This is a genomic window from Crossiella sp. NPDC003009, from assembly GCF_053591555.1.
Map to the genome: position 1 here is coordinate 1 of NZ_JBSFUA010000053.1, position 20,299 is coordinate 20,299.

Sequence of the window (20,299 nt, forward strand, 5' to 3'; positions counted from 1 at the left end):
GCCGAGCCGGGCCGGGCCGGGGCGGGCCGGGGCGGGCCGGGCTGCGCCGGGGTGGACTGAGCCGGGGTGGGAGCGGGGCGGGGCGGAGGTGCTGGCGGGAGCGGGGGCGGGGCTGGAGTCTGACGGGGTGGGGGTGGCCGGGGGGGTGCGAGTGGCCGGAGGTGGGGGGCGCGGCGGGGCGCGGGGGTGGGGTGGATATGGCTCGGCCCCGCACCCTGTGGGGGGTGCGGGGCCGAGGGGTTAGCTTGCTAGCTCGCTAGCGGCCTGGGATCAGGCGCCGCCGGAGAGCTTTTCGCGGAGGGCGGCCAGCTGCTCGTCGCTGGCCAGGGTGCCGCTGCTGTCGCTGCCGGAGCTGTAGTTGCCGCCGCCGGTGCTGGCGGGGGCGCCACCCTCGCCGGTGGTGCCAGCGGCCGCGGCCTCGGCGTCGGCCTCGGAGGCCTTGACAACCTGCTTGATGTGGGCGTCGTAGCGGGCACGCGCCTCGGCGTACTGCTTCTCCCACTCCTCGCGCTGCTTGTCGAAGCCCTCGAGCCAGTCCTGGGTCTCCGGGTCGAAGCCTTCGGGGTAGATGTAGTTGCCCTCGGCGTCGTACTCGGCGGCCATGCCGTACTGGGTCGGGTCGAACTCGGAGTCCGCGGTGAAGCCCTCGTTCGCCTGCTTCAGGGACAGCGAGATCCGGCGGCGGTCCAGGTCGATGTCGATGACCTTGACCATGACGTCGTCGCCGACCTGGACGACCTGCTCCGGGATCTCCACGTGGCGCTCGGCCAGCTCGGAGATGTGGACCAGGCCCTCGATGCCCTCGTCCACCCGGACGAACGCGCCGAACGGAACCAGCTTGGTGACCTTGCCCGGCACGATCTGGCCGATCGCGTGGGTCCGGGCGAACTGGCGCCACGGGTCTTCCTGGGTGGCCTTCAGCGACAGGGAGACGCGCTCGCGCTCCATGTCGACGTCGAGCACCTCGACGGTGACCTCCTGGCCGACCTCAACCACCTCGGAGGGGTGGTCGATGTGCTTCCAGGACAGCTCGGAGACGTGCACGAGGCCGTCCACACCGCCAAGGTCGACGAAGGCGCCGAAGTTGACGATGGAGGACACAACGCCCTTGCGGACCTGGCCCTTCTGCAGCTGGTTGAGGAACTCGCTGCGGACCTCGGACTGGGTCTGCTCGAGCCACGCGCGGCGGGACAGGACCACGTTGTTGCGGTTCTTGTCCAGCTCGATGATCTTGGCTTCGAGCTCGCGGCCGACGTACGGCTGGAGGTCGCGCACGCGGCGCATCTCGACCAGGGACGCGGGCAGGAAGCCGCGCAGCCCGATGTCGAGGATGAGCCCACCCTTGACCACCTCGATGACGGTGCCCTTGACCGGCTCGTCCTTCTCCTTGAGCGCCTCGATGGTGCCCCAGGCGCGCTCGTACTGAGCACGCTTCTTGGAGAGGATCAGACGGCCTTCCTTGTCCTCCTTCTGGAGAACGAGGGCCTCGACGTGATCACCGACAGTGACTACCTCGGCGGGGTCGACGTCGTGCTTGATCGACAACTCGCGCGAGGGGATGACGCCCTCGGTCTTGTAGCCGATATCGAGAAGCACCTCGTCACGGTCGACCTTGACGATGGTGCCTTCGACGATGTCGCCATCGTTGAAGTACTTGATGGTCAAATCGATGGCGGCGAGGAAGTCCTCCGCCGTCCCGATGTCGTTGATGGCGACCTGCGCGGCCGCGGCGGGAACGGTGGTGGTGTCGGTGGACATTAGGTGGGTTGCTCCGGTACGGATTGGGTGTCGATACGGACTGAAGTTGTGGGTGTAGCTCGCCGGGCGGCGCGGCTCCAGCCACCGCAGCCGACGAGGAGATCCACAACAGTGCCGGTTCCGGGCAGAGCGCACCTATAGCGCGTTCAGTATCGTACGCACCCTCTCGATCGCCGGGCAAACCCGGTGGGGTGTCTTTAGCCAGAAGGAGCAGCCGTGGCCGCGCCAGCGGAGGACCGCCACGCCACCGCCGAGCGGGTCCTCGGCACGTCCAAGGTGGTCAAACGCCGGGTGGACGCCGAGGAGTCGCGGCTGGCCAGCCGGGTCTGGTGGGACGCCGACGCCGACGACTACCAAGCAGAACACGCGGAGTTCCTGGGCGAGGCGGAGTTCGTCTGGTGCCCGGAGGGGCTGCTGGAGCGCGATCTCGGCCTGCTGGGCGAGCTCGCTGGGCGGCGGATTCTGGAGATGGGCTGCGGGATGGCGGCCTGCGCGCGCTGGCTGGCCACCCAGGGCGCGCACGCGGTCGGCCTGGACGTCTCGGCCGGGATGCTGCGGCACGCCCAGCAGGCCGGCGTGGACGTCGGGGTGCGGGTGCCGCTGGTGCAGGCCAGCGGGGACCAGCTGCCCTTCGCCGACGAGGCCTTCGACACCGTGTGCAGCGCGTTCGGCGCGGTGCCGTTCGTAGCCGACCTCGGCATGTTGCTGTCGGAGGTCCATCGCGTGCTCAAGCCGGGCGGGCGGTGGGTCTTCGCCGTGACTCACCCGATGCGGTGGATTTTCCCGGACGACCCGGGCGAGGCCGGGCTGGTCGCCATGCAGTCCTACTTCGACCGCACCCCGTACCTGGAGGTCGACGAGGACGGCACGCCGACCTACGTCGAGCACCACCGGACCATGGGCGACTACCTGCGCGAGCTGAACCGGGCCGGGCTGCTGCTGGACGAACTGCTGGAGCCGGAGTGGCCGGAGGGCCACACCCGCGAGTGGGGCCAGTGGAGCCCGCTGCGCGGTGAGCTCTTCCCCGGCACCGCGATCTTCCGCTGCCACAAGGCCGGTCCATGACGCTGGTCGGTGACCTGCTGGCCGCGCAGACCGCGCACTTCGCCGGTCTCGACCCGCTGCTGCCGCCGGCCGCGGGACCGGTGCGCGGGGACGCGGTCAGCGCCGCGCTGCCCGACGGTGGCCGGGTGGCCGGGATGGTGGAGTTCACCGAGTACCCGCCCGGCTCGGCGAACCGGTTGTGGTCGGCGGCCAGGGTGTGGGAGCTGGTGCCGGTGCTGGGCGCCAGCGGCCGGGCCGGCATGGACGCGCTGCTGCGCGCCTGGCAGCACCGGATGGCCGGGCAGGCCGACTTCGACCCGGACTCCGCCTGCGTGCTGAACTGGCCCAGCCGGGACGTGGCCGCCACCCGCGCGCTGCTGGACCACGGCCTGGTCCCGCTGTCCGTGCTGGCGGTGCGCGAGCGGCGCGAGTCCGCCGCCCCCTCCCCCGGCCCGCTGACCGTGCGCAGGGCCAGGCAAGCCGACCTGGACGCCGCGGTGGAGCTGTCCATGCTGGAGCTGGCGTACTCGGCGCTGGTCGGCTCGGCGGTGATCCGGCCGGACGCGGCGGCGCTGAAGCGGGAGGCGCTGGCCAACCGGCTGCGCGCGGGCGACCCGGTGTGGCTGGCCGAGCACGACGGGGTGCCGGTGGGGCTGGCCGAGTGCGGCTGGACCGACTCCGGCCCCAGGACCGCGGCGGCGGCCCGGCTGCCGTACGGGCGCTGGGGGTATGTGAACTGCGTGTCGGTGCTGCCGGGGGCGCGCGGGTCCGGGGTGGGGCAGCTGCTGATGGCGGCCGCGCACGCGGAGTTCGCCGCGGCCGGGGTGGCCGGCAGCTACCTGTACTTCAACCCGCCGAACCCGCTGTCCTCGGTGTTCTGGGCGCGGCAGGGCTACCGGCCGCTGTGGACGATGTGGGAGATCCGGCCCGCGGGGGCGCTCCGCTAGCCCAGCGGGCCTTGTGGAAGATCGGCTCGCGCGCGTAGACGTCGAGCTCCAGCTTGTCAGCGGCGCCGCCACCACCGTGCAGCACCGGGGTGAAGGTGGCCAGCAGCGCCTGGCCGAGCCGGTGGACGTCCTTGTTCGTGGCGATGGCCTCGCCGGCCACGGTGAGCTGGTCGCCGACCTGGTGCAGGCTCCAGGAAGCGGCGGTGACCACCAGCGTCTCGGCGTGCTCGGCCAGGGTCAGCCGCCTCGGCGGGGTCCACTCCCTGGACCACAGGTCGACCGGCGGCCGGGGGGCGGGGGTGTCCGCGGTGTGCCTGCGGGCCGTGCCGGCACGGCGGCGGGCGCTGGCGCGCAGCCCGGGCCAGGCGGAGGCGCGCAGGCCGGCGTCCCGGCGGGCGATGAGCAGGTCGAGCGGGCGGTGGCCGGTGAACCAGTGCTCGAGGTCCCCGAGGATCTCGTTGGCCCGCGCCGGGACGTGCACGGCGCTGTGCGGGCTGATGGCGGCCAGGCGGCACAGCGCGGCCAGGCGCAGCAGGTCGGCGCGGGAGCCGGTGATCGTGCCATAGCCGGTCAGGAACGGCGAGCGCAGCCACGTGTGGCGCAGCACGGCGGCCGGGATGAGGATCCGGTGCAGTGGACCGTGCCGCTGGACGGGGTGGGAGATCACAGTGACCCGCACACCGGCAGCTTTGCCGGTCGGCGGGCCCGGTTCCAGGGGTTTTCCCGGCCGGACGGCCGGTAAGAGTGCTCTGCGCGGTCTGTCCGGGTTGCGCGGGCGGCCTCGCACGGGGACAATTTGAACTGACCGGTCAGTTCAAAGAGTTGGTAAAGAGTCCGCGAGGAGAGCACCCGGTGGAGATTCTGGCCAGGGAAGTCGGCGTGAACGGCGCGCACGGCCCGTTGCTGCGGCCGACCACGCTGCGGGTGCGCGCGGGACAGGTTGCCCTGGTCGCCGGGGAGCCCGGCACCGGGCACACCCCGCTGGCGCTGATGCTGGCCGGGCGGATGGCGCCCTCGGCCGGTGAGGTCACCGTGGACGGGCGGCGCGACGACGCGGCGCTGCGCAAGCGGGTCGCGGTGGTCGACGCGCCGGGGGTGACCGAGCCGGAGGACGCGCTGCCGCTGCGCACCGTGGTCGGCGAGGAGCTCTCCTTCGCGGGCCAGCCGGCCGGGCGGGCCGCGGTGCGGGACTGGCTGCGGCGGCACGACGCCGAGCAGCACGCGAGCACCCGCTTCGACCGGATTCCGCCGACCGTGCGCACCCGGCTGCTGACCGAGCTGGCCGCCGAGCGGCCCGAGGTGCGGCTGCTGGTGCTGGACTGCCCGGACCGGCACTGCGACGACCCGCACACCTGGTGGACCGTCGCCCGGGCGCACGCCACCCGCGACCGGGCGGTGGTGGTGCTGTGCACCGAGACTTCGGCGCGCCTGCTGGACCTGCCCGCGGCCCGCTTGGGCCGCCAGGTTCAGCCGCCCGCCTTCACCGTGAGCAACACTGAGGACGAGACCCGATGACTGCCTTCCGCCTGGCCAAGGGCGAGTTCCAACGGATCACCGCGGGCAAGCTGCCCAAGCTCGCCGTGGTCGCGCTGGCCCTGGTGCCGCTGCTCTACGGCGCGCTGTACCTGTACGCGAACTGGGATCCCTACGGCAAGCTCAAGGACGTGCCTGCCGCGCTGGTGGTGGCCGACACCGGCAGCGGGGACCTGCGCGCCGGGGAGAAGGTCGCGGACAAGCTGGCCAACTCCGAGGCCTTCGACTGGCACCGGGTGGACGCCCAGGAGGCCGAGACCGGGGTGCGGGACGGCAAGTACACCTTCTCGCTGACCCTGCCCGCCGACTTCTCCGCCGCGCTGGCCTCGCCGGGCAAGTTCGAGCCGAGGCAGGGCACGCTGATCCTGACCACCAACGACGCCAACAACTACATCGTGCGCACCATCGCGGACAAGGTGGTCAGCGAGGTGCGGCGGGCGGTCGCGGCGGACGCCGGCACCGAGGCCGCGGACCGGCTGCTAATGGGCTTCTCCACGTTGCGGGACAAGACCTTGGAGGCCGCCGACGGCGCCGGGAAGCTGGCCGACGGTTCGAAGAAGGTCTCCGACGGGGTGGGCACCGCCCGGGAAAAGATCAACGAGCTGCACGCCGGCCTGGACAAGCTGGCCGACGGCGCGGACACCCTGGCGGCCAAGAACGGTGAGCTGGCCACGGGCATGGCCACCATGAAGGAGAAGACCGCGCCGCTGCCCGGCAAGACCAAGCAGCTGGCCGACGGCGCGGCCAAGGTCGCCGACGGCAACGCGCAGCTGGCGCAGAAGGCGGGCACGGTCGCCGAGGGCTCCCAGCACCTGGTGGACTTCCTCAGCGGCAAGAAGGAGGACCTGGCCAAGCGGCTGCGCGAGCTGGGCCTGGCCGAGGAGCAGGTGCAGCGGGTGCTGGCCGCGGTCACCGAGGCCGGGAAACCGGTGCGGGAGACCAACGACAAGATCCAGGGCGCGGTCGGCCAGGTCAAGCAGCTCGCCGACGGGTCCAAGCAGGTCGCCGACGGCGCGAAGACCCTGGCCGCCAGCAGCGCCGAGCTGACCGGCAAGATCGGCGAGGCCGCGGACGGGGCGAAGAAGCTGGCCGATGGCGCGAAGACGTTGCGGGACGGCGTGCGCAAGGCCGACGACGGCTCCGGCAAGCTCTACGCGGGCACCGCGGAGCTGCAGGACGGCGCGAAGAAGGTCAGCGACGGCAACGGCGAGCTGCACGGCAAGCTGGCCGAGGGCGCGGGCCAGATCCCGAACCCGGATGACGAGACCCGCAAGGCCACCGCGCGCACCATCGGCGACCCGGTGGCGGTCCGCGCGGTCGGGGAGAACCAGGCGCCCAACTACGGTTCCGGCCTGGCCCCGTTCTTCCTCGGCCTGGCGCTGTGGATCGGCGCGTTCGTGCTGTTCCTGTTGCTGCGCCCGCTGTCCCGGCGCGCGCTGGCCTCCGGCGCCAACCCGGTCAGGGTGGCACTGGGCGGCTGGCTGCCCGCCGCGGTGCTCGGCGCGGTGCAGACCGCGATGCTCTTCGGCGTGGTGACGCTGGCGCTGGGCATCACCCCGGCCCGGCCGTGGGGCGCGCTGGGCTTCATGCTGCTGACCTCGCTGGCCTTCACCGCGGTGCTGCACGGGTTGAACGCGCTGCTGGGCCCGGCGGGCAAGTTCGTCGGCCTGGTGCTGCTGGTGCTGCAGCTGACCACCGCGGGCGGCACCTTCCCGTGGCAGACCGTGCCCGATCCGCTCAAGCCGCTGCACCTGATCCTGCCGCTGTCCTACGTGGTCGACGGCAACCGGCACCTGCTCTACGGCGGCGGCCTCGGCCCGGTGTGGGAGGACGTCACGGTGCTCTCGATGTACCTGGTGCTGGGGCTGGCGCTGTCCTGCCTGGCCGCCTACAAACAACGGGTGTGGACGCCGACGAAGCTCAAGCCGGAGCTGGTGCTGTGAACACCGCGGCGAAGGCGGTGCGGAAGACCACCAGCAAGCAGAAGCTGTTCGACGCCGCGCTGCGCCTGATCGGCGAGCGCGGCGCGGCCGGGGTCACCGTGGACGAGATCGCGGCCAGCGCCGGGGTGGCCAAGGGCACCGTCTACTACAACTTCGGCAGCAAGGACGGCCTGGTCGAGGCGTTGCTGCGGCACGGGGTGGACCTGCTGGCCGGGCAGCTGCGCCGGGCCGAGGAGGTGCCGGACACCGAGTCCTCGGTGGAGACCCTGGTGGACGGGGCGCTGCTGTTCTTCGGCGAGTACCCGGAGTTCGCGCAGCTGCTGGTGAGTGAGATGTGGCGGACGCCGGGCCAGTTCCACGGCACGCTCTCCTTACTGCGCGATGACATCGTGGCCATCGTCAAGCGGGTGCTGCAGCGGCACGCGGACGCGGGGCGGCTGTGCGGGGTGGAGGTGGGCACCGCCTCGGCGGCGCTGTTCGGCACGCTGCTGGTGGTGGCGCTGGACTGGCAGACCTTCCAGCGGCAGCGGACCCGCGAGGAGGTCCGCGAGTCGGTGATGCTGTTGGTCAGGGGCATGGGGCGGGGCAAGCGCTGAGCTGTGCCGGAATCGGTACTCCTACCGATATCTTTCCCACCGCCGCGCCCGGCAGAGTGGGTGGCTCACTGCGGAGCCGGATGCCTGGTGGGGGTTCATGGCACAGGAGGAAGCGCGGACCGGGCGGCTGGTCGGCGGGCGCTACCGGCTGGCGGAACGGCTGGCGGCCGGTGGGTTCGGGCGGGTGTGGCGGGCCTACGACGAGACGCTGCGGGTGCCGGTGGCGGTCAAAGAAGTGTGGCTGCCGCCCGCGCTGTCGCAGGAACAGCACGCCGAGCGGCTGGCGCGCGCGGAGCGGGAGGCGCGCAACGCCGCCGCGCTGCGGGAGCACCCGAACATCGTGCCGGTGCACGACATCGTGATCGAGGACGACAAGCCGTGGCTGGTGATGCGGCTGGTGGCCGGGCGATCGCTGGGTGAGCGGATCAAGGAGCGGCGCAGGCTGCCCGTGGCCGAGGTCAGAGAGGTCGCGGCGGCGCTGCTGGCGGCGCTGGAGGCGGTGCACGCGGCGCGGATCACGCACCGGGATGTCAAGCCCGCCAACGTGATGCTGGCCGAGGGCGGCGAGGTGCTGCTCACCGACTTCGGCATCGCGGTGCACGAGGCCGACCCGCAGGTCACCGAGTCCGGGATGATCATCGGCACCCTGGAGTACCTGTCGCCGGAGCGGGCCGCCGGGGAGGCCGGTGCGGCGCCGAGCGACCTGTTCTCGCTGGGGGTGACGCTCTACCGGGCGGTGGAGGGCGTCTCGCCGTTCCGGCGGGAGCCGCCGCGCTCGACCCTGGACGCGATCCGGTTCGACGAGCCGCCGCCGATGAAGCACGCGGGCGAGCTGGCGCCGCTGATCACCCGGTTGCTGGCCAAGGACCCGGTGCAGCGGCCCAGCGCGACCGAGGCGCGGCAACTGCTCGACCCGGCCTCGACCACGCTGACCGACGACATCCCGCCGCCGGTGGTAGTGACTCCGCCCGCGCGGTCCGGCCGGGTGGTGGCCGCGGTGCTGGGCACCATCGCGGTGCTGGTGCTGGCGTACTCCCAGCACCCGCCGTTCGCCAACTTCGTCAACGGCGGCCTCGGCCTGAGCACGGGCACCACGGCGCGCACGACCACGGCCACCACCGAACGCACCACCCCCGCCACCACCGGGCGCGCCACCCCGGCCACCACCGCGCAGCGTGTCACCGCGGCCCCCACCAGCACCGCCGCCCCGGCTAGCACCGCCGTCGACCCGAAGAGCCTGGACCGGCAGGATACCGACCGCACCCCGCTGACCACCGAGGCGCTGCTGCCGAAGTCCTTCCGGGACAGCAAGAACGTGGAGTACACCCTGCGCAGCGGCGGCCAGCAGAGCTGCCTGGGCAACTCCGAGCGGGCGCCGGTGCGGGACGCGCTGCGCAGGGCCAGGTGCACCACCATGCTCGCCGCGACCTACGTGGACCACTCCAACCAGGTCCTGGTCTCGGTGGTGGTGCTCCCGCTGCCCGACGCGGCCACCGCGAACACCGCCTTCGGTGAGCTCGGCGGCACGAACACCGCGGACTGGGGCATCTGGTGCCCCCGGCAGGGCGCGGGTTCGACGGTGTGCCAAGGCGACTACAACCGGGCGACGCAGTACGGATATCTGGTGCGGCAGCACCGGTACGTGACACATGCGCGCGCCCTCTACGTGAACCTGAGCCGGGGCTCGGTGGAGCTGCCCTGGGTGACGGCGGCGGCGCGGAAGGCGGCGGAGGTGGCGGGGCCGCGCTAGCCGCCCCGCCGGAGGAGTCCGCGGACGGCCTCGGCTGGACCCCCGTGCCGGGCTGAGCGCCGGTAGCCTTGACCGATCGGGGACGCCGGGGGACGAGGGGGTGGTCGCCGGTGACCGAGCTGTCCGCGCGGCGGCGGGCGCTGCTGACCGGGGCGACGATCACGGCGGTGCTGGTGGCCACGGTGATCGTGCTGCGCGAGGACACCGAGCCGCCCGCGCCGCCACCGGGACCGGCCACCACGGTGGCCGAGGAGCCCGCGGTGCCGCAGCTGCGCTCGGTGGACGTGGTCGCCGGGCGGCACTTCTTCGGTGTGCTCGGGCACTGCCGGGGGCAGACCGAACCCCGGTGCGCGCACACGCTGATGGAGTCCGAGGAGGGTGGGATCACCTTCGCCGACCTGCCGGAGGAGCTGCGCGGCGAGCGTTCGCGGCGGTGGGTCGGGGTGACGGCGCTGGGGCAGCAGCGGCTGGTCGTGCGGGCCAACGACGGTGCGCACTGGTTCAGCGCGGACCGGGGGCGCACCTGGAGCAAGGTGACCGAGGACGCCGCGCCGGTGGACTCGATCCCGGCGGGCGCCCAGCTGGAGCGGTACTGCCCGCCGAGAACGGCCTGCCTGCCGAAGATCATGGTGCTGCTGCCGGAGTCAGGGCGGCGGGCCGAGCTGCGCACCCTGCCGCCGCTGGCCGAGGCGCACCCGCTGCCGTTCCCGGACGGCAAGGGCCGCTGGCGGGTGGTCGGCAAGCGGGACGGGCGGCCGGTGGTGGCCACCAGCGCCGATGAGGGCCGCGGCTGGCAGCTGGCCGAGCTGCCACCGGGTGGCGCCGGCACGGCCACGCACGTCACGGTGGCGGAGTCCGGCGAGGTCACCTTCATCCAGGTGTCGACCCAGGACGAGCGGGCCGAGTCCGGCACGGATCTCCGGAACACCCTGTACCGCCAGCGCGGCGAGCGCTGGGAGCTGGTCTGGCAGGACGGCAAGCGGGACGAGCACCCGCGCTCGATGACGAGCCTGCTGCCCCGGCCGGGCGGGCAGCTGGTCACGCTCGACCTCGAGGGCCGGAGCTGGGTGCTCGACGAGGGCGCGCGGTCCTTCCGGCAGGCGGGCCGCGAGGAGAAGCTGCCTGCCAACTCCTGGGTCCAGCGGATCCGCACCGGCTACCTGCTGGTGGAGGGCAGCACGTACCGGCACACCGTGGACGGGGTGGGCTGGACGCCGCTGCACAACGGCTAGTGTCCGACTAGGGCTCCTCGCGCAGGCTGACCGCGGTGGCGGCCACCGCGAGCGGTCCGGCGACCACCAGCAGCAGCGGCGGCAGCGCCCACACCAGCACCCCGGCCGCGGCGAGCGCGAAGGCCACCACCAGGAAGCCGCCGGGGTCGAGCACCGCCTTGTCGTAGGCCACGCGGGCGGCGGCCAGCCAGCCGCGGCCGGTGGCGCCGACGATGGCCGCGGTCAGCAGGAGCAGCGCGAAGGCGCACAGGGTGACCAGGCGCACCAGCCAGTGCAGCACCCAGCCGCCAGGCAGTTCCAGGTCCGCCAGCAACATCAGGTTCAGGGTGAGCAGCGCGGTCACCGCGACGAAACCGGTCCCGGCGAGCAGGTGGCGGCGCAGGCCGTTGCCGAGGGTGGCGCGGAAGACCGGCAGCAGCGCCGGGGCCTCGCCGTGGCGCCAGCGGGCGGTGACCGCGCAGGCGGCGGCGAACCCCGCGGGCAGGGTCAGCACCGGCACCGCGCAGGCCGCGACGAGCAGGCCGAGCAGCACGGTGTCGGACAGCGTGGACAGGCGGTCCCACCACACGGCGGAGCCGCGCAGGTGGCCGGCAGGCGTCCGATCCGCCATCGGCGCTCACCCCTTCAGGCCCGAGGTCGCTACACCTTGAACCAGGAAGCGTTGGAAGGCAAGAAAGAACAGGAGTATCGGCACCAGGGACAGGACTGACATGGCGAACATGGCGCCGTAGGCGGAGGCAGAGGTCTGGTCGGTGCGGTAGCGGTCGTCCTGGGTGAACAGCTCGACGTAGTTGTCCAGGCCAACCCAGCGCGGGGTCTCGAACAGGGCCAGGCGCGCTGCCGCATGCTGCCCCCTCATCCTTCCACCAGTCCGGAATGAAAGCGTTTACAGAAGGCGACGGTAAGCGGCTTCCGCCCGTGGTGTCACCAAGTCCAGCCGGCGATGGCGCGCAGCCAGGCGTCGACCTGGCGCTGGCCGCGCAGCCGCACCACGGGCAGCTCGGTCGGCAGCAGCTCCAGCACCCTGGCCCGTACCTTCGGGTAGGTGGACCAAGCCCAGCGCACCACGTGCTCGGGGTCGGTGAGGATGGTGCGCAGCGGCGGTTCCTGCTCCCCGTTCCACAGCTTCTCGCCCCGGCGGCGGCGCTGGTAGGTGCGCCAGACGACCCGCTGGATCACGGTGTGCCGGGGGTGGTCCAGCCAGACCATCAGCTCGGCGCGGTCGGCCAGCAGCGGCCGCACCGAGTCGTACTGCCACTCGCAGACCCACTCATCGCTGGTGGCGAACTCGGTGACCTCGGCAAGGAAGGTGGGCCGGGGAATCCACTGTGGACCGTGGTAGAGCGCGTCCAGCTCCACGGTCGGCAAGGCGAAGATCCGGCCCAGCTCGCCGACCATGGTCGTCTTGCCCGCGCCGGAGGCCCCGGCGACGAGGATGCGTTGGGGTTTCAGGTGAAGTGGCTCGTTCCACTGGAGCAACACGGCGGGCAGCCTACTGCCGTACCCTGCGGTCACACGCCCTGGTACGAGGAGGCTGCCCGAATGCGCCGCTGGTTGGTCGCCCTGCTGTCAGCGCTGGTCGCCTCCGGTATCGGCGTCACCGTCAACGTCGCCACCGACCTGGGCACGAACGTCTGGGCGTGGGTGGCGCTGGGTGTGCTGACCCTGCTCGCGGCCGGGGTGGCGGTCTGGGCGCAGCGCGGCGAGCCCGAGGCGCGCGGCGGCACGCACAACACGATCACCGGCACGGTGCACGGCTCGGTGGTCCAGGCCGACACGGTGACCGGCGGGATCACCCTGGGCCGCCCCGAGGACCAGCAGCGCTGACCCGCGGGGCGACCCCCGGGGTCAGTGCGCGGCCTCGTCCCAGGAGTGGCCGACGCCGACCGAGACGTCCAGCGGCACGTCCAGCTGGTAGGCGTTGCCCATGTGCTCGCGGACCAGCGCCTCCACCGCCGCCCGCTCGCCGTCGGCGATCTCCAGCACGAGCTCGTCGTGCACCTGCAGCAGCATCCGGGAGCGCAGGTCGGAGGCGGAGATGGCCTGGTGCACGCCCAGCATGGCCACCTTGATGATGTCGGCGGCGCTGCCCTGGATGGGCGCGTTGAGGGCCATCCGCTCGGCCATCTCGCGGCGCTGCCGGTTGTCGCTGTTGAGGTCGGGCAGGTAGCGGCGGCGGCCGAGGATGGTCTCGGTGTAGCCGTCCCTGCGGGCCTTCTCCACGATCTCGTTGAGGTAGTCGCGGACGCCGCCGAAGCGGGCGAAGTAGGCGTCCATCTGGGCGCGGGACTCCTCGGCGGAGATCCGCAGCTGCTGGGCAAGGCCGTAGACCGACAGGCCGTAGGCCAGGCCGTAGGACATGGCCTTGACCCGGCGGCGCTGCTCGCCGGTGACCTCCTCGGTGGGCACGTCGAAGGCCTGGGCGGCGACGTAGGTGTGCAGGTCCTCGCCGGAGTTGAACGCCGCGATCAGGCCCTCGTCCTTGGACAGGTGGGCCATGATGCGCATCTCGATCTGGCTGTAGTCGGCGGTCATCAGCTCGGCGTAGCCGCCGCCGACCACGAAGGCCCGCCGGATGGTGCGGCCCTCCTCGGTGCGGATCGGGATGTTCTGCAGGTTCGGCTCGGTGGAGGACAGCCGGCCGGTGGCGGCGATCATCTGGTTGAACGTGGTGTGGATGCGGCCGTCGTCGGAGACCGACTTGAGCAGCCCGTCCACCGTGGTCTTGAGCCGGGTGGCGTCCCGGTGCTCGAGCAGGTGCGCCATGAACGGGTGCTGGGTGTCCTCGTAGAGCTTCTGCAGCGCCTCGGCGTCGGTGGTGTAGCCGGTCTTGGTGCGCTTGGTCTTGGGCATGTTCAGCTCGTCGAAGAGCACCACCTGCAGCTGCTTGGGCGAGCCGAGGTTGATCTCCTTGCCGATCACCCCGTAGGCGTCCTGGGCCGCCTGCTTGACCCGGCCGGCGAAGTGCGCCTCCAGCTCGGTGAGCAGGTCGTCGTCCACCGCGATGCCGACCATCTCCAGCTCGGCCAGCACGCCCAGCAGCGGCAGCTCCAGCTCGGCGAGCAGCCGGGACCCGCCGGTGCGCTCCAGCTCCTCATCCAGCGCGCCGGCCAGCTCGGCCACCGCGCGGGCGCGCAGGATCTCCTTGGTGGCGGCCTTGGCCGCGGTCTCGCTCTCGTCCTCCAGCAGGGACAGCTGGCCGTCCTCGCCCGCGTCGTCCACCCGGAGCTCGCGCTGCAGGTAGCGCAGCACCAGGTCGCCGAGGTCGAAGGAGCGCTGGCCGGGCCGGACCAGGTAGGCGGCCAGCGCGGTGTCGGAGGTGAGCCCGTTGAGCGTCCAGCCACGGGCGCGCAAGGCGTACAGCGGCCCCTTGACGTCGTGCGCGGCCTTGGGCGCGCCGGCGTCGGCGAGCCAGGCGGTGAGCGCCTCGTCGTCCTCGGGGGTCAGCGCGGTCACGTCCACGAACGCGCCCTGCCCGTCCACAGTGGACAGCGCGATGCCGGTGAGGTCGCCGGCGCCGCGGGCCCAGGCGCCCACAAAGGACAGTCCGAGCCGCCCGCCGCGCCCGTGCTCGGCCAGCCAGGCGCCGAGCGCGCCGGGCGCCAGGGTCTCGCCGGTGACCTCGAAGCCTTCCTCCGCCTCGGGTTCGGCGGTGGACAGGGTGGCGAACAGGCGCTCGCGCAGCACCCGGAACTCCAGCTCGTCGAACAGCCGGTGCACCGCGTCCCGGTCCCAGGACCGCGCGGCCAGGTCGGCCACCCCGACCGGCAGCTCCACATCGCGGACCAGCTCGGTGAGCCGCCGGTTGAGCAGCACCGCGTCCAGGTTCGCCCGCAGGTTCTCCCCCGCCTTGCCCTTGACCTCGTCCACCCGGTCGACCAGGCCGTTGAGCGAACCGAACTCCTGGATCCACTTGGTGACGGTCTTCTCCCCCACCCCGGGGATCTTGGGCAGGTTGTCCGAGGGGTCGCCACGCAGCGCCGCGAAGTCCGGGTACTGGTTGGGCGAGAGCCCGTACTTGGCCTGCACCGCCTCCGGGGTGTACCTGGTCAGCTCGGAGACGCCCTTGACCGGGTACAACACGGTCGTCTTGTCGGTGACAAGCTGGAGGGCGTCCCGGTCCCCGGTACAGATGAGCACGTCGAACCCGTCCGCCTCCGCCTGGGTGGTCAGCGTGGCGATCAGGTCGTCGGCCTCGTAGTTGTCCTTGCTCAGGAACGGGATGGCCAGCGCGTTGAGCACTTCCTGGATGAGGCTGACCTGCCCGCGGAACTCATCCGGCGTGGCGCTGCGAGTGGCCTTGTACTCGGCGTAGGCCTCGGTGCGGAAGGTGACCCGGGAGACGTCGAAGGCGACCGCGATGTGCGACGGCTGCTCATCCCGCAGGAGGTTGATGAGCATCGAGGTGAACCCGTACACCGCGTTGGTGGTCTGCCCCGTCGCGGTCTGGAAGTTCTCCTTGGGCAGGGCGAAGAAGGCCCGGTAGGCCATCGAGTGCCCATCGATCAGCAACAGTCGGCGCGCGTCATGGCGGTCGGGTTGGGTCACGGCGGCGAGTCTAAGGTGACGGTACGACGTTCCCCGCGCCCCCCGCGCGCGGACACCCCTGAAAGGTGATGGTGAGCCTGGTGAGCCTGGTCGACCTGAGCAACTTCCCCGCCGGACAGCTCACCGAGAAAATGGGCATCCAGATCACCTCCTGGGACGCGGAGAAGCTGGTCGGCACGATGCCGATCGAAGGCAACCGGCAGCCCTACGGCCTGCTGCACGGCGGCGCGAGCGCGGTGCTGGCGGAGACCCTGGGCTCGGTGGCGGCGGCCCTGCACGCGGCGCCGGAGCGGATCGCGCTGGGGCTGGAACTGGCCTGCACGCACCACCGGGCCGGCCGGGAAGGGATCGTCACCGGGGTGTGCACGCCGCTGCACCGGGGGAAGACGACGGCGACGTTCGAGATCGTGATCAGCGACGAGGACGGGCACCGGCTGTGCACGGCGAAGCTGACCTGCATTTTGCGGGAGCGCCCGCCCGGGGATCCGAAGAACTGACCTTCGGCACGGGGTGAAACCCACAAAGTGGGCCTCTCGTCTTCTCCGTACGGCCTGGAGACTGCTAACCGCATCCCGCCGAGCAGACGCTCACAGCAACCGCCGCCGAACCCTCGCAACGTGACGGCGGCTGCTCGGCGGGATGTGGTTCGCTGTCGGAAGGTCGTGCGGAGAAGACGAGAGGACCGCGAGCACGCTGGAATCGGCCCCGGCAGCCCAATCGCGGCCCCGCAACCTGCTCAACCGGGTGTTGATCTGCCCCACCCCTCCGGTGGTCTGCCCGTCCGGCGAGGACATTCTTTTGATCTTGGTCTTAGGTTTTCAGGCGAAGATCAAAGTCAAGAGCGTCCTCGCCGGACGGGCAGAGATCAAAGCATGGGGGGAAAATCAAAGGCAGAGACGCAGGCGGGTCTTGAGGTTCCCCATGCCCGTCAACCTTCCGAAAGCAAACCACATCCCAGCGAGCAGCCGCCGTCACGCTGCGAGGGTTTGGCGGCGGTTGCTGTGAGCGTCTGCTCGCTGGGATGTGGTGTGATGTCTCCAGGTTGACGGGCATGGGGAACCTCAAGACTTCGGACAGGTTTTCGAAAAGCCAGCCCGGCCGCGTCAATGGCAACGGCTGGCCGCGATCGCGACCAGCCGTCACCACAACTGGCGTACTCCGGCGGCCTAAGCCACCCCGAGATAAGCCTCCTTGATCGACGGGTCGGCCAGCAGCTCCGCCCCCGTGCCCTCCTTCACGATCCGCCCGGTCTCCAGCACATAACCCCGGTGCGCCCGGCTCAGCGCCTGCTGCGCGTTCTGCTCCACCAGCAGCACCGTGGTGCCCTGCTGGTTGATCTCCCGGATGATCCGGAAGATCTGCTGGATGAACTGCGGGGCCAGGCCCATCGACGGCTCGTCGAGCAGCAGCAGCCTCGGCCTGGCCATCAGCGCGCGGCCGATGGCGACCATCTGCTGCTCGCCGCCGGACATGGTGCCGCCGACCTGGTTCTTGCGTTCGGCCAGGCGCGGGAACAGCTCGAAGACCCGCTCGTAGTCCTCGGCGATGGCCGCCTTGTCCTTGCGGGTGTAGCAGCCCATGCCCAGGTTCTCCAGCACCGTCATGCCAGGGAAGACGCCCCGGCCTTCCGGCGACTGGCAGATGCCGCGGACGACGCGCAGGTCGGCGCGCAGCTTGGAGATGTCCTGGCCGTCGAAGGTGATCGTGCCGCCGGAGAGCGGCCGGACACCGCTGATCGCGCGCATGGTGGTGGACTTGCCCGCGCCGTTGGCGCCGATCAGGCTGACGATCTCACCTGGTTCGACGCGCAGGCTGATCCCGGTCAGCGCCTGGATCCGGCCGTAGTGCACGGAGACGTTGTTCAGCTCAAGCAGCGCCATCGTCGGGCACCCCCAAGTAGGCAGCGATCACGGCCGGGTTGTCCCGGATCTCGGCTGGCAGGCCCTCGGCGATCTTCTTGCCGAACTCCAGCACCACGATCCGGTCCGTGACGCCCATGACCAGCTTCATGTCGTGCTCGATGAGCAGCACGGTGTACCCGTCGTCGCGGATCTTGCGGATGAGCCCCATCAGCTCTACCTTCTCCGCCGGGTTGAACCCCGCCGCCGGCTCGTCCAGGCACAGCAGCTTCGGCTCGGTGGCCAGCGCCCTGGCGATCTCCAGCCTGCGCTGGTAGCCGTAGGGCAGGTTCTTCGCCTTCTCCGCGGCGCGGTCGGCGATGCCGACGAACTCCAGCAGCGCCATGGCCTTCTCCACCGCGGACTTCTCCTCGGCGTGGTGCCGGGGCAGCCGGAGCAGGGCGCCGAGCACGCTGGTCTTGTGCCGCGCGTCGGTGCCCACGACCACGTTCTCCAGCGCGGTCATCTCGCCGAAGAGCCGGATGTTCTGGAAGGTGCGGGCGATGCCGAGCCGGGTGATCTGGAAGCGCTTGCGCTTGCCGATCGGCTTGCCCTCCAGCAGCACCTGGCCGCTGGTGGGCCGGTAGACCCCGGTCATCGCGTTGAAGCAGGTGGTCTTGCCCGCGCCGTTGGGGCCGATGAGCCCGAGGATCTCGCCGCGGCGGATCTCGAAGTTCACCCCGTCCAGTGCCACCAGGCCGCCGAAGCGCATGGTGACCTCGTCCAGCTTGAGCAGGGTGTCCCCGACCTCGACCGCGATGTCCCGGTCGGCGGCGACCGCCTCGGCCACCTCGGCCTCGTGCGCGGCCCGCTCTTCCGGGCTCATCCGCTCGACCTCGGCGACCAGACCGCCCTCGACGACCGGTTCGTCGTCGCGCTTGTCCGCGCTCACCCCTGCACCCCCTTCTTCGAGTCGAGCATCGAGCTCTCCGTGGCGATCTGCTCCGGTTTGCCCAGCAGCTTCTGGTAAGCCTGCCTGCCCCTGGCCAGCAGCCGCTGCCGCGCGCCCAGCAGACCCTGCGGGCGGAACAGCATCAGCACGATCAGCGCGATACCGAAGATCAGGTACTTGTACTCGGCGATCTCCTGGAACCGGTCCGGCAGATAGGAGATCACGAAGGCGCCCAGGATGACGCCGACCTTGTTGCCCGACCCGCCGAGCACCACCGCGGACAGGAACAGCACCGAGGTGACCACGTCGAACTTCTGGTTGTTCACGAACCCGATCTGGCCCGCGTACAACACCCCGGACAGGCCGCCGATCGCGGCGCCGATGGCGAAGGCCCACAGCTTGAACTTGAACGTGGGCACGCCCATGATCTCCGCGGCGTCCTCGTCCTCCCTGATCGCGATCCAGGCCCTGCCGACCCGGCTGCGCTCCAGGTTCCCGACCAGCACCAGCACCACGATGATGATCGAGATGGTCAGCCAGTACCACGGGGTGCCGTTGGTGGAGTTGAAGACCGAGGCGCCCGCGGCGTTCTCCAGCTCCGGCCTGCCGACGTCCTGGAAGCCGCGGTTGCCGCGCAGCCCCGGCACGTTGTCGGCCAGCAACCGGACGATCTCGCCGAAGCCGAGGGTGACGATGGCCAGGTAGTCCCCGCGCAGCCGCAGTGTCGGTGTCCCCAGCAGCACGCCGGAGACCATGGTCACCAGCATCGCCACCGGGATCACCGCGATCCACGGGTAGTCCCAGCGCAGCGGGGACTCCGGCGAGGTCAGCAGCGCCGCGACGTAGGCGCCGACGGCGAAGAAGCCGACGTAGCCGAGATCGAGCAGACCGGCCTGGCCGACCACCACGTTGAGCCCGATCGCGATCAGCGCGAAGCGGGCCGCGTTGAACAGCGCGATCTGGAAGTCGGTGCCCGGCTCTGTGGTCAGCAGCGGCGGGTTGAGCAGCGGCAGCAGGTACAGGAATGCCACCAGCGGGATGAGCACACCCCACTGCTGGAAGCGGCTCAGGCCGTTCCACCAGTCACGCACGCGCTGGCCGAAGGGCACGGCCGCGGTCTTCTCGTGTTGTGCGTTCATACCCGTGCCTTCCCGAGGGACTCGCCGAGGATGCCGGTGGGCCGGAACATCAGGACCACGATCAGCAGCACGAAGGCGACCACGTCGCGCCACTGGCCACCGAAGAGCGACTGTCCGTAGTTCTCCACCACACCCAGCAGCAGGCCGCCGAGCACCGCCCCCCGCAGGTTACCGATCCCGCCGAGGACCGCGGCGGTGAAGGCCTTGAGCCCCAACAGGAATCCACCGGTGTAGATGACACCCGATGGGATCTGCATGACGTAGAACAACGCGGCGGCGCCGGCCAGCAGGCCGCCGATGAGGAAGGTCACCATGATGACCCGCTCCCGGTTGACGCCCATCAGCGTCGCGGTGGTCGGGTCCTGCGCCACCGCCCGGATGCCGCGGCCGAGCCTGCTGCGCCTGATGAAGGCGTCCGCGACGAACATCAGCACCAGCGCGGCGAGGAAGACGATGATCTGCACGTTGGTGACCCGCGCGCCGAAGATCTCGAACTGGGTGGTGGGCCGGATGATGCGGATCGCGCCCTCGGCGTTGCCGCCACGCCAGACGAAGAAGATCTGCTGCAGCACGAAGGAGGCGCCGATCGCGGTGATCAGGAAGACCAGCGAGGGCGCGTTCCGCTTGCGCAGCGGTCGATAGGCGACGCGTTCCAGGATCACCGCCACCGCGCCGGAGACGAGCATGCCGACCCCGATGGCCAATGCCAGCGTGCCGATGATCTCCCCCGTGCCCAGCGAGGGAGTCGGTCCCGGCTTGAAGCCGAGCGCGTCGAAGGTGAACCAGATGCCGAAGGCGCCCGCGATGAACACCTCGGAGTGCGCGAAGTTGATGAGCCGCAGCACGCCGTAGACGAGGGTGTAGCCCAGCGCCATGAGCGCGTAGATACTGCCGTAGGACAAGCCGTCCACGGTGTTGGCCCAGAAGTTCTCCAGCAGCAGGTCAACGTTGAAGCCGATTCCGCTTCCCGAGTCCTGCGCGAGAACTGTGCCTAGTTGCTGAATCACAGATCCGCCCGT

General features: G+C 71.2%; 19 protein-coding genes. 9 read left to right on the plus strand and 10 right to left on the minus strand.

Annotated features, from left to right (window positions below; all coding sequences use genetic code 11):
• Positions 1-270 precede the first annotated feature (270 nt).
• On the minus strand, positions 271-1,758 hold the full coding sequence (gene rpsA, locus ACWDY5_RS35275) for a 30S ribosomal protein S1 (RefSeq protein ID WP_283660402.1): 1,488 nt from the start codon (positions 1,756-1,758) through the stop codon (positions 271-273).
• Positions 1,759-1,974: 216 nt separating this feature from the next.
• Between rpsA and ACWDY5_RS35280 the strand changes: the two genes are divergently transcribed.
• Both ACWDY5_RS35280 and ACWDY5_RS35285 read left to right on the plus strand, forming a co-directional pair.
• Complete coding sequence (locus ACWDY5_RS35280; protein ID WP_449726468.1) at positions 1,975-2,823, plus strand: class I SAM-dependent methyltransferase; 849 nt, start codon at positions 1,975-1,977, stop codon at positions 2,821-2,823.
• Entirely contained in the window at positions 2,820-3,749 is a 930-nt protein-coding gene (locus tag ACWDY5_RS35285; RefSeq protein ID WP_449726469.1) for an N-acetyltransferase family protein, read from the plus strand. The genes ACWDY5_RS35280 and ACWDY5_RS35285 overlap by 4 nt, the downstream gene beginning before the upstream one ends.
• On the opposite strand, the gene ACWDY5_RS35290 is transcribed toward ACWDY5_RS35285, so the two are convergent.
• On the minus strand, positions 3,649-4,428 hold the full coding sequence (locus ACWDY5_RS35290) for a hypothetical protein (protein WP_449726470.1): 780 nt from the start codon (positions 4,426-4,428) through the stop codon (positions 3,649-3,651). The two genes, ACWDY5_RS35285 and ACWDY5_RS35290, sit on opposite strands and share 101 nt — an antisense overlap.
• 173 nt (positions 4,429-4,601) lie before the next feature.
• Between ACWDY5_RS35290 and ACWDY5_RS35295 the strand changes: the two genes are divergently transcribed.
• The 5 genes from ACWDY5_RS35295 to ACWDY5_RS35315 all read left to right on the plus strand — a co-directional run bounded on the left by ACWDY5_RS35295 (position 4,602) and on the right by ACWDY5_RS35315 (position 10,803).
• Complete coding sequence (locus ACWDY5_RS35295) at positions 4,602-5,264, plus strand: ATP-binding cassette domain-containing protein (RefSeq protein WP_449726471.1); 663 nt, start codon at positions 4,602-4,604, stop codon at positions 5,262-5,264.
• On the plus strand, positions 5,261-7,225 hold the full coding sequence (locus ACWDY5_RS35300) for a YhgE/Pip family protein (RefSeq protein ID WP_449726472.1): 1,965 nt from the start codon (positions 5,261-5,263) through the stop codon (positions 7,223-7,225). The genes ACWDY5_RS35295 and ACWDY5_RS35300 overlap by 4 nt, the downstream gene beginning before the upstream one ends.
• Positions 7,222-7,821, plus strand: coding sequence for a TetR/AcrR family transcriptional regulator (locus ACWDY5_RS35305; RefSeq protein WP_283660407.1), 600 nt, complete (start codon positions 7,222-7,224; stop codon positions 7,819-7,821). Before ACWDY5_RS35300 ends, ACWDY5_RS35305 begins: the two co-directional genes overlap by 4 nt.
• A gap of 97 nt (positions 7,822-7,918) precedes the next feature.
• Positions 7,919-9,571: a serine/threonine-protein kinase gene (locus ACWDY5_RS35310; RefSeq protein ID WP_449726473.1), complete on the plus strand. Its 1,653-nt coding sequence runs from the start codon at positions 7,919-7,921 to the stop codon at positions 9,569-9,571.
• Positions 9,572-9,681: 110 nt separating this feature from the next.
• On the plus strand, positions 9,682-10,803 hold the full coding sequence (locus ACWDY5_RS35315; RefSeq protein WP_449726474.1) for a hypothetical protein: 1,122 nt from the start codon (positions 9,682-9,684) through the stop codon (positions 10,801-10,803).
• Positions 10,804-10,810: 7 nt separating this feature from the next.
• Here ACWDY5_RS35315 and ACWDY5_RS35320 read toward each other — a convergent pair whose 3' ends face one another.
• The 3 genes from ACWDY5_RS35320 to ACWDY5_RS35330 form a co-directional block, all read right to left on the minus strand.
• Positions 10,811-11,413, minus strand: coding sequence for a hypothetical protein (locus ACWDY5_RS35320; protein ID WP_449726475.1), 603 nt, complete (start codon positions 11,411-11,413; stop codon positions 10,811-10,813).
• Positions 11,414-11,419: 6 nt separating this feature from the next.
• Positions 11,420-11,662, minus strand: coding sequence for a hypothetical protein (locus ACWDY5_RS35325; protein ID WP_449726476.1), 243 nt, complete (start codon positions 11,660-11,662; stop codon positions 11,420-11,422).
• A 65-nt stretch (positions 11,663-11,727) separates the two neighbouring features.
• Entirely contained in the window at positions 11,728-12,285 is a 558-nt protein-coding gene (locus tag ACWDY5_RS35330) for an AAA family ATPase (protein WP_449726477.1), read from the minus strand.
• 60 nt (positions 12,286-12,345) lie between these two features.
• On the opposite strand from ACWDY5_RS35330, the gene ACWDY5_RS35335 reads away from it, so the two are divergent.
• Positions 12,346-12,630: a hypothetical protein gene (locus tag ACWDY5_RS35335; RefSeq protein WP_449726478.1), complete on the plus strand. Its 285-nt coding sequence runs from the start codon at positions 12,346-12,348 to the stop codon at positions 12,628-12,630.
• A 21-nt stretch (positions 12,631-12,651) separates the two neighbouring features.
• Here the strand turns inward: ACWDY5_RS35335 and polA are convergent, their stop codons facing one another.
• Positions 12,652-15,294, minus strand: coding sequence for a DNA polymerase I (gene polA / locus ACWDY5_RS35340; protein WP_449726512.1), 2,643 nt, complete (start codon positions 15,292-15,294; stop codon positions 12,652-12,654).
• A gap of 188 nt (positions 15,295-15,482) precedes the next feature.
• On the opposite strand from polA, the gene ACWDY5_RS35345 reads away from it, so the two are divergent.
• Positions 15,483-15,848 (plus strand): PaaI family thioesterase, encoded by a 366-nt coding sequence (locus tag ACWDY5_RS35345; protein ID WP_252485357.1) that lies wholly within the window; start codon positions 15,483-15,485, stop codon positions 15,846-15,848.
• A gap of 669 nt (positions 15,849-16,517) precedes the next feature.
• On the opposite strand, the gene ACWDY5_RS35350 is transcribed toward ACWDY5_RS35345, so the two are convergent.
• The 4 genes from ACWDY5_RS35350 to ACWDY5_RS35365 all read right to left on the minus strand — a co-directional run bounded on the left by ACWDY5_RS35350 (position 16,518) and on the right by ACWDY5_RS35365 (position 20,287).
• On the minus strand, positions 16,518-17,231 hold the full coding sequence (locus ACWDY5_RS35350; protein ID WP_449726479.1) for an ABC transporter ATP-binding protein: 714 nt from the start codon (positions 17,229-17,231) through the stop codon (positions 16,518-16,520).
• Entirely contained in the window at positions 17,218-18,075 is an 858-nt protein-coding gene (locus ACWDY5_RS35355; RefSeq protein ID WP_449726513.1) for an ABC transporter ATP-binding protein, read from the minus strand. Before ACWDY5_RS35355 ends, ACWDY5_RS35350 begins: the two co-directional genes overlap by 14 nt.
• A 62-nt stretch (positions 18,076-18,137) precedes the next feature.
• Positions 18,138-19,280, minus strand: coding sequence for a branched-chain amino acid ABC transporter permease (locus ACWDY5_RS35360; protein ID WP_449726480.1), 1,143 nt, complete (start codon positions 19,278-19,280; stop codon positions 18,138-18,140).
• Positions 19,277-20,287, minus strand: a complete 1,011-nt coding sequence (locus ACWDY5_RS35365) for a branched-chain amino acid ABC transporter permease (protein ID WP_449726481.1) — start codon at positions 20,285-20,287, stop codon at positions 19,277-19,279. Before ACWDY5_RS35365 ends, ACWDY5_RS35360 begins: the two co-directional genes overlap by 4 nt.
• Positions 20,288-20,299: the final 12 nt, after the last annotated feature.

What these genes read in the sequence shown, in the direction of transcription:
- ACWDY5_RS35300 (WP_449726472.1), top strand. Translation starts at nt 5,261, where the DNA reads ATGACTGCCTTCCGCCTGGCCAAGGGCGAGTTCCAACGGATCACCGCG.
- polA (WP_449726512.1), bottom strand. Translation starts at nt 15,294, where the DNA reads ATGGCCTACCGGGCCTTCTTCGCCCTGCCCAAGGAGAACTTCCAGACC.
- ACWDY5_RS35285 (WP_449726469.1), top strand. Translation starts at nt 2,820, where the DNA reads ATGACGCTGGTCGGTGACCTGCTGGCCGCGCAGACCGCGCACTTCGCC.
- ACWDY5_RS35335 (WP_449726478.1), top strand. Translation starts at nt 12,346, where the DNA reads ATGCGCCGCTGGTTGGTCGCCCTGCTGTCAGCGCTGGTCGCCTCCGGT.
- rpsA (WP_283660402.1), bottom strand. Translation starts at nt 1,758, where the DNA reads ATGTCCACCGACACCACCACCGTTCCCGCCGCGGCCGCGCAGGTCGCC.
- ACWDY5_RS35350 (WP_449726479.1), bottom strand. Translation starts at nt 17,231, where the DNA reads ATGGCGCTGCTTGAGCTGAACAACGTCTCCGTGCACTACGGCCGGATC.
- ACWDY5_RS35310 (WP_449726473.1), top strand. Translation starts at nt 7,919, where the DNA reads ATGGCACAGGAGGAAGCGCGGACCGGGCGGCTGGTCGGCGGGCGCTAC.
- ACWDY5_RS35360 (WP_449726480.1), bottom strand. Translation starts at nt 19,280, where the DNA reads ATGAACGCACAACACGAGAAGACCGCGGCCGTGCCCTTCGGCCAGCGC.
- ACWDY5_RS35320 (WP_449726475.1), bottom strand. Translation starts at nt 11,413, where the DNA reads ATGGCGGATCGGACGCCTGCCGGCCACCTGCGCGGCTCCGCCGTGTGG.
- ACWDY5_RS35355 (WP_449726513.1), bottom strand. Translation starts at nt 18,075, where the DNA reads ATGAGCCCGGAAGAGCGGGCCGCGCACGAGGCCGAGGTGGCCGAGGCG.
- ACWDY5_RS35325 (WP_449726476.1), bottom strand. Translation starts at nt 11,662, where the DNA reads ATGAGGGGGCAGCATGCGGCAGCGCGCCTGGCCCTGTTCGAGACCCCG.
- ACWDY5_RS35345 (WP_252485357.1), top strand. Translation starts at nt 15,483, where the DNA reads ATGGGCATCCAGATCACCTCCTGGGACGCGGAGAAGCTGGTCGGCACG.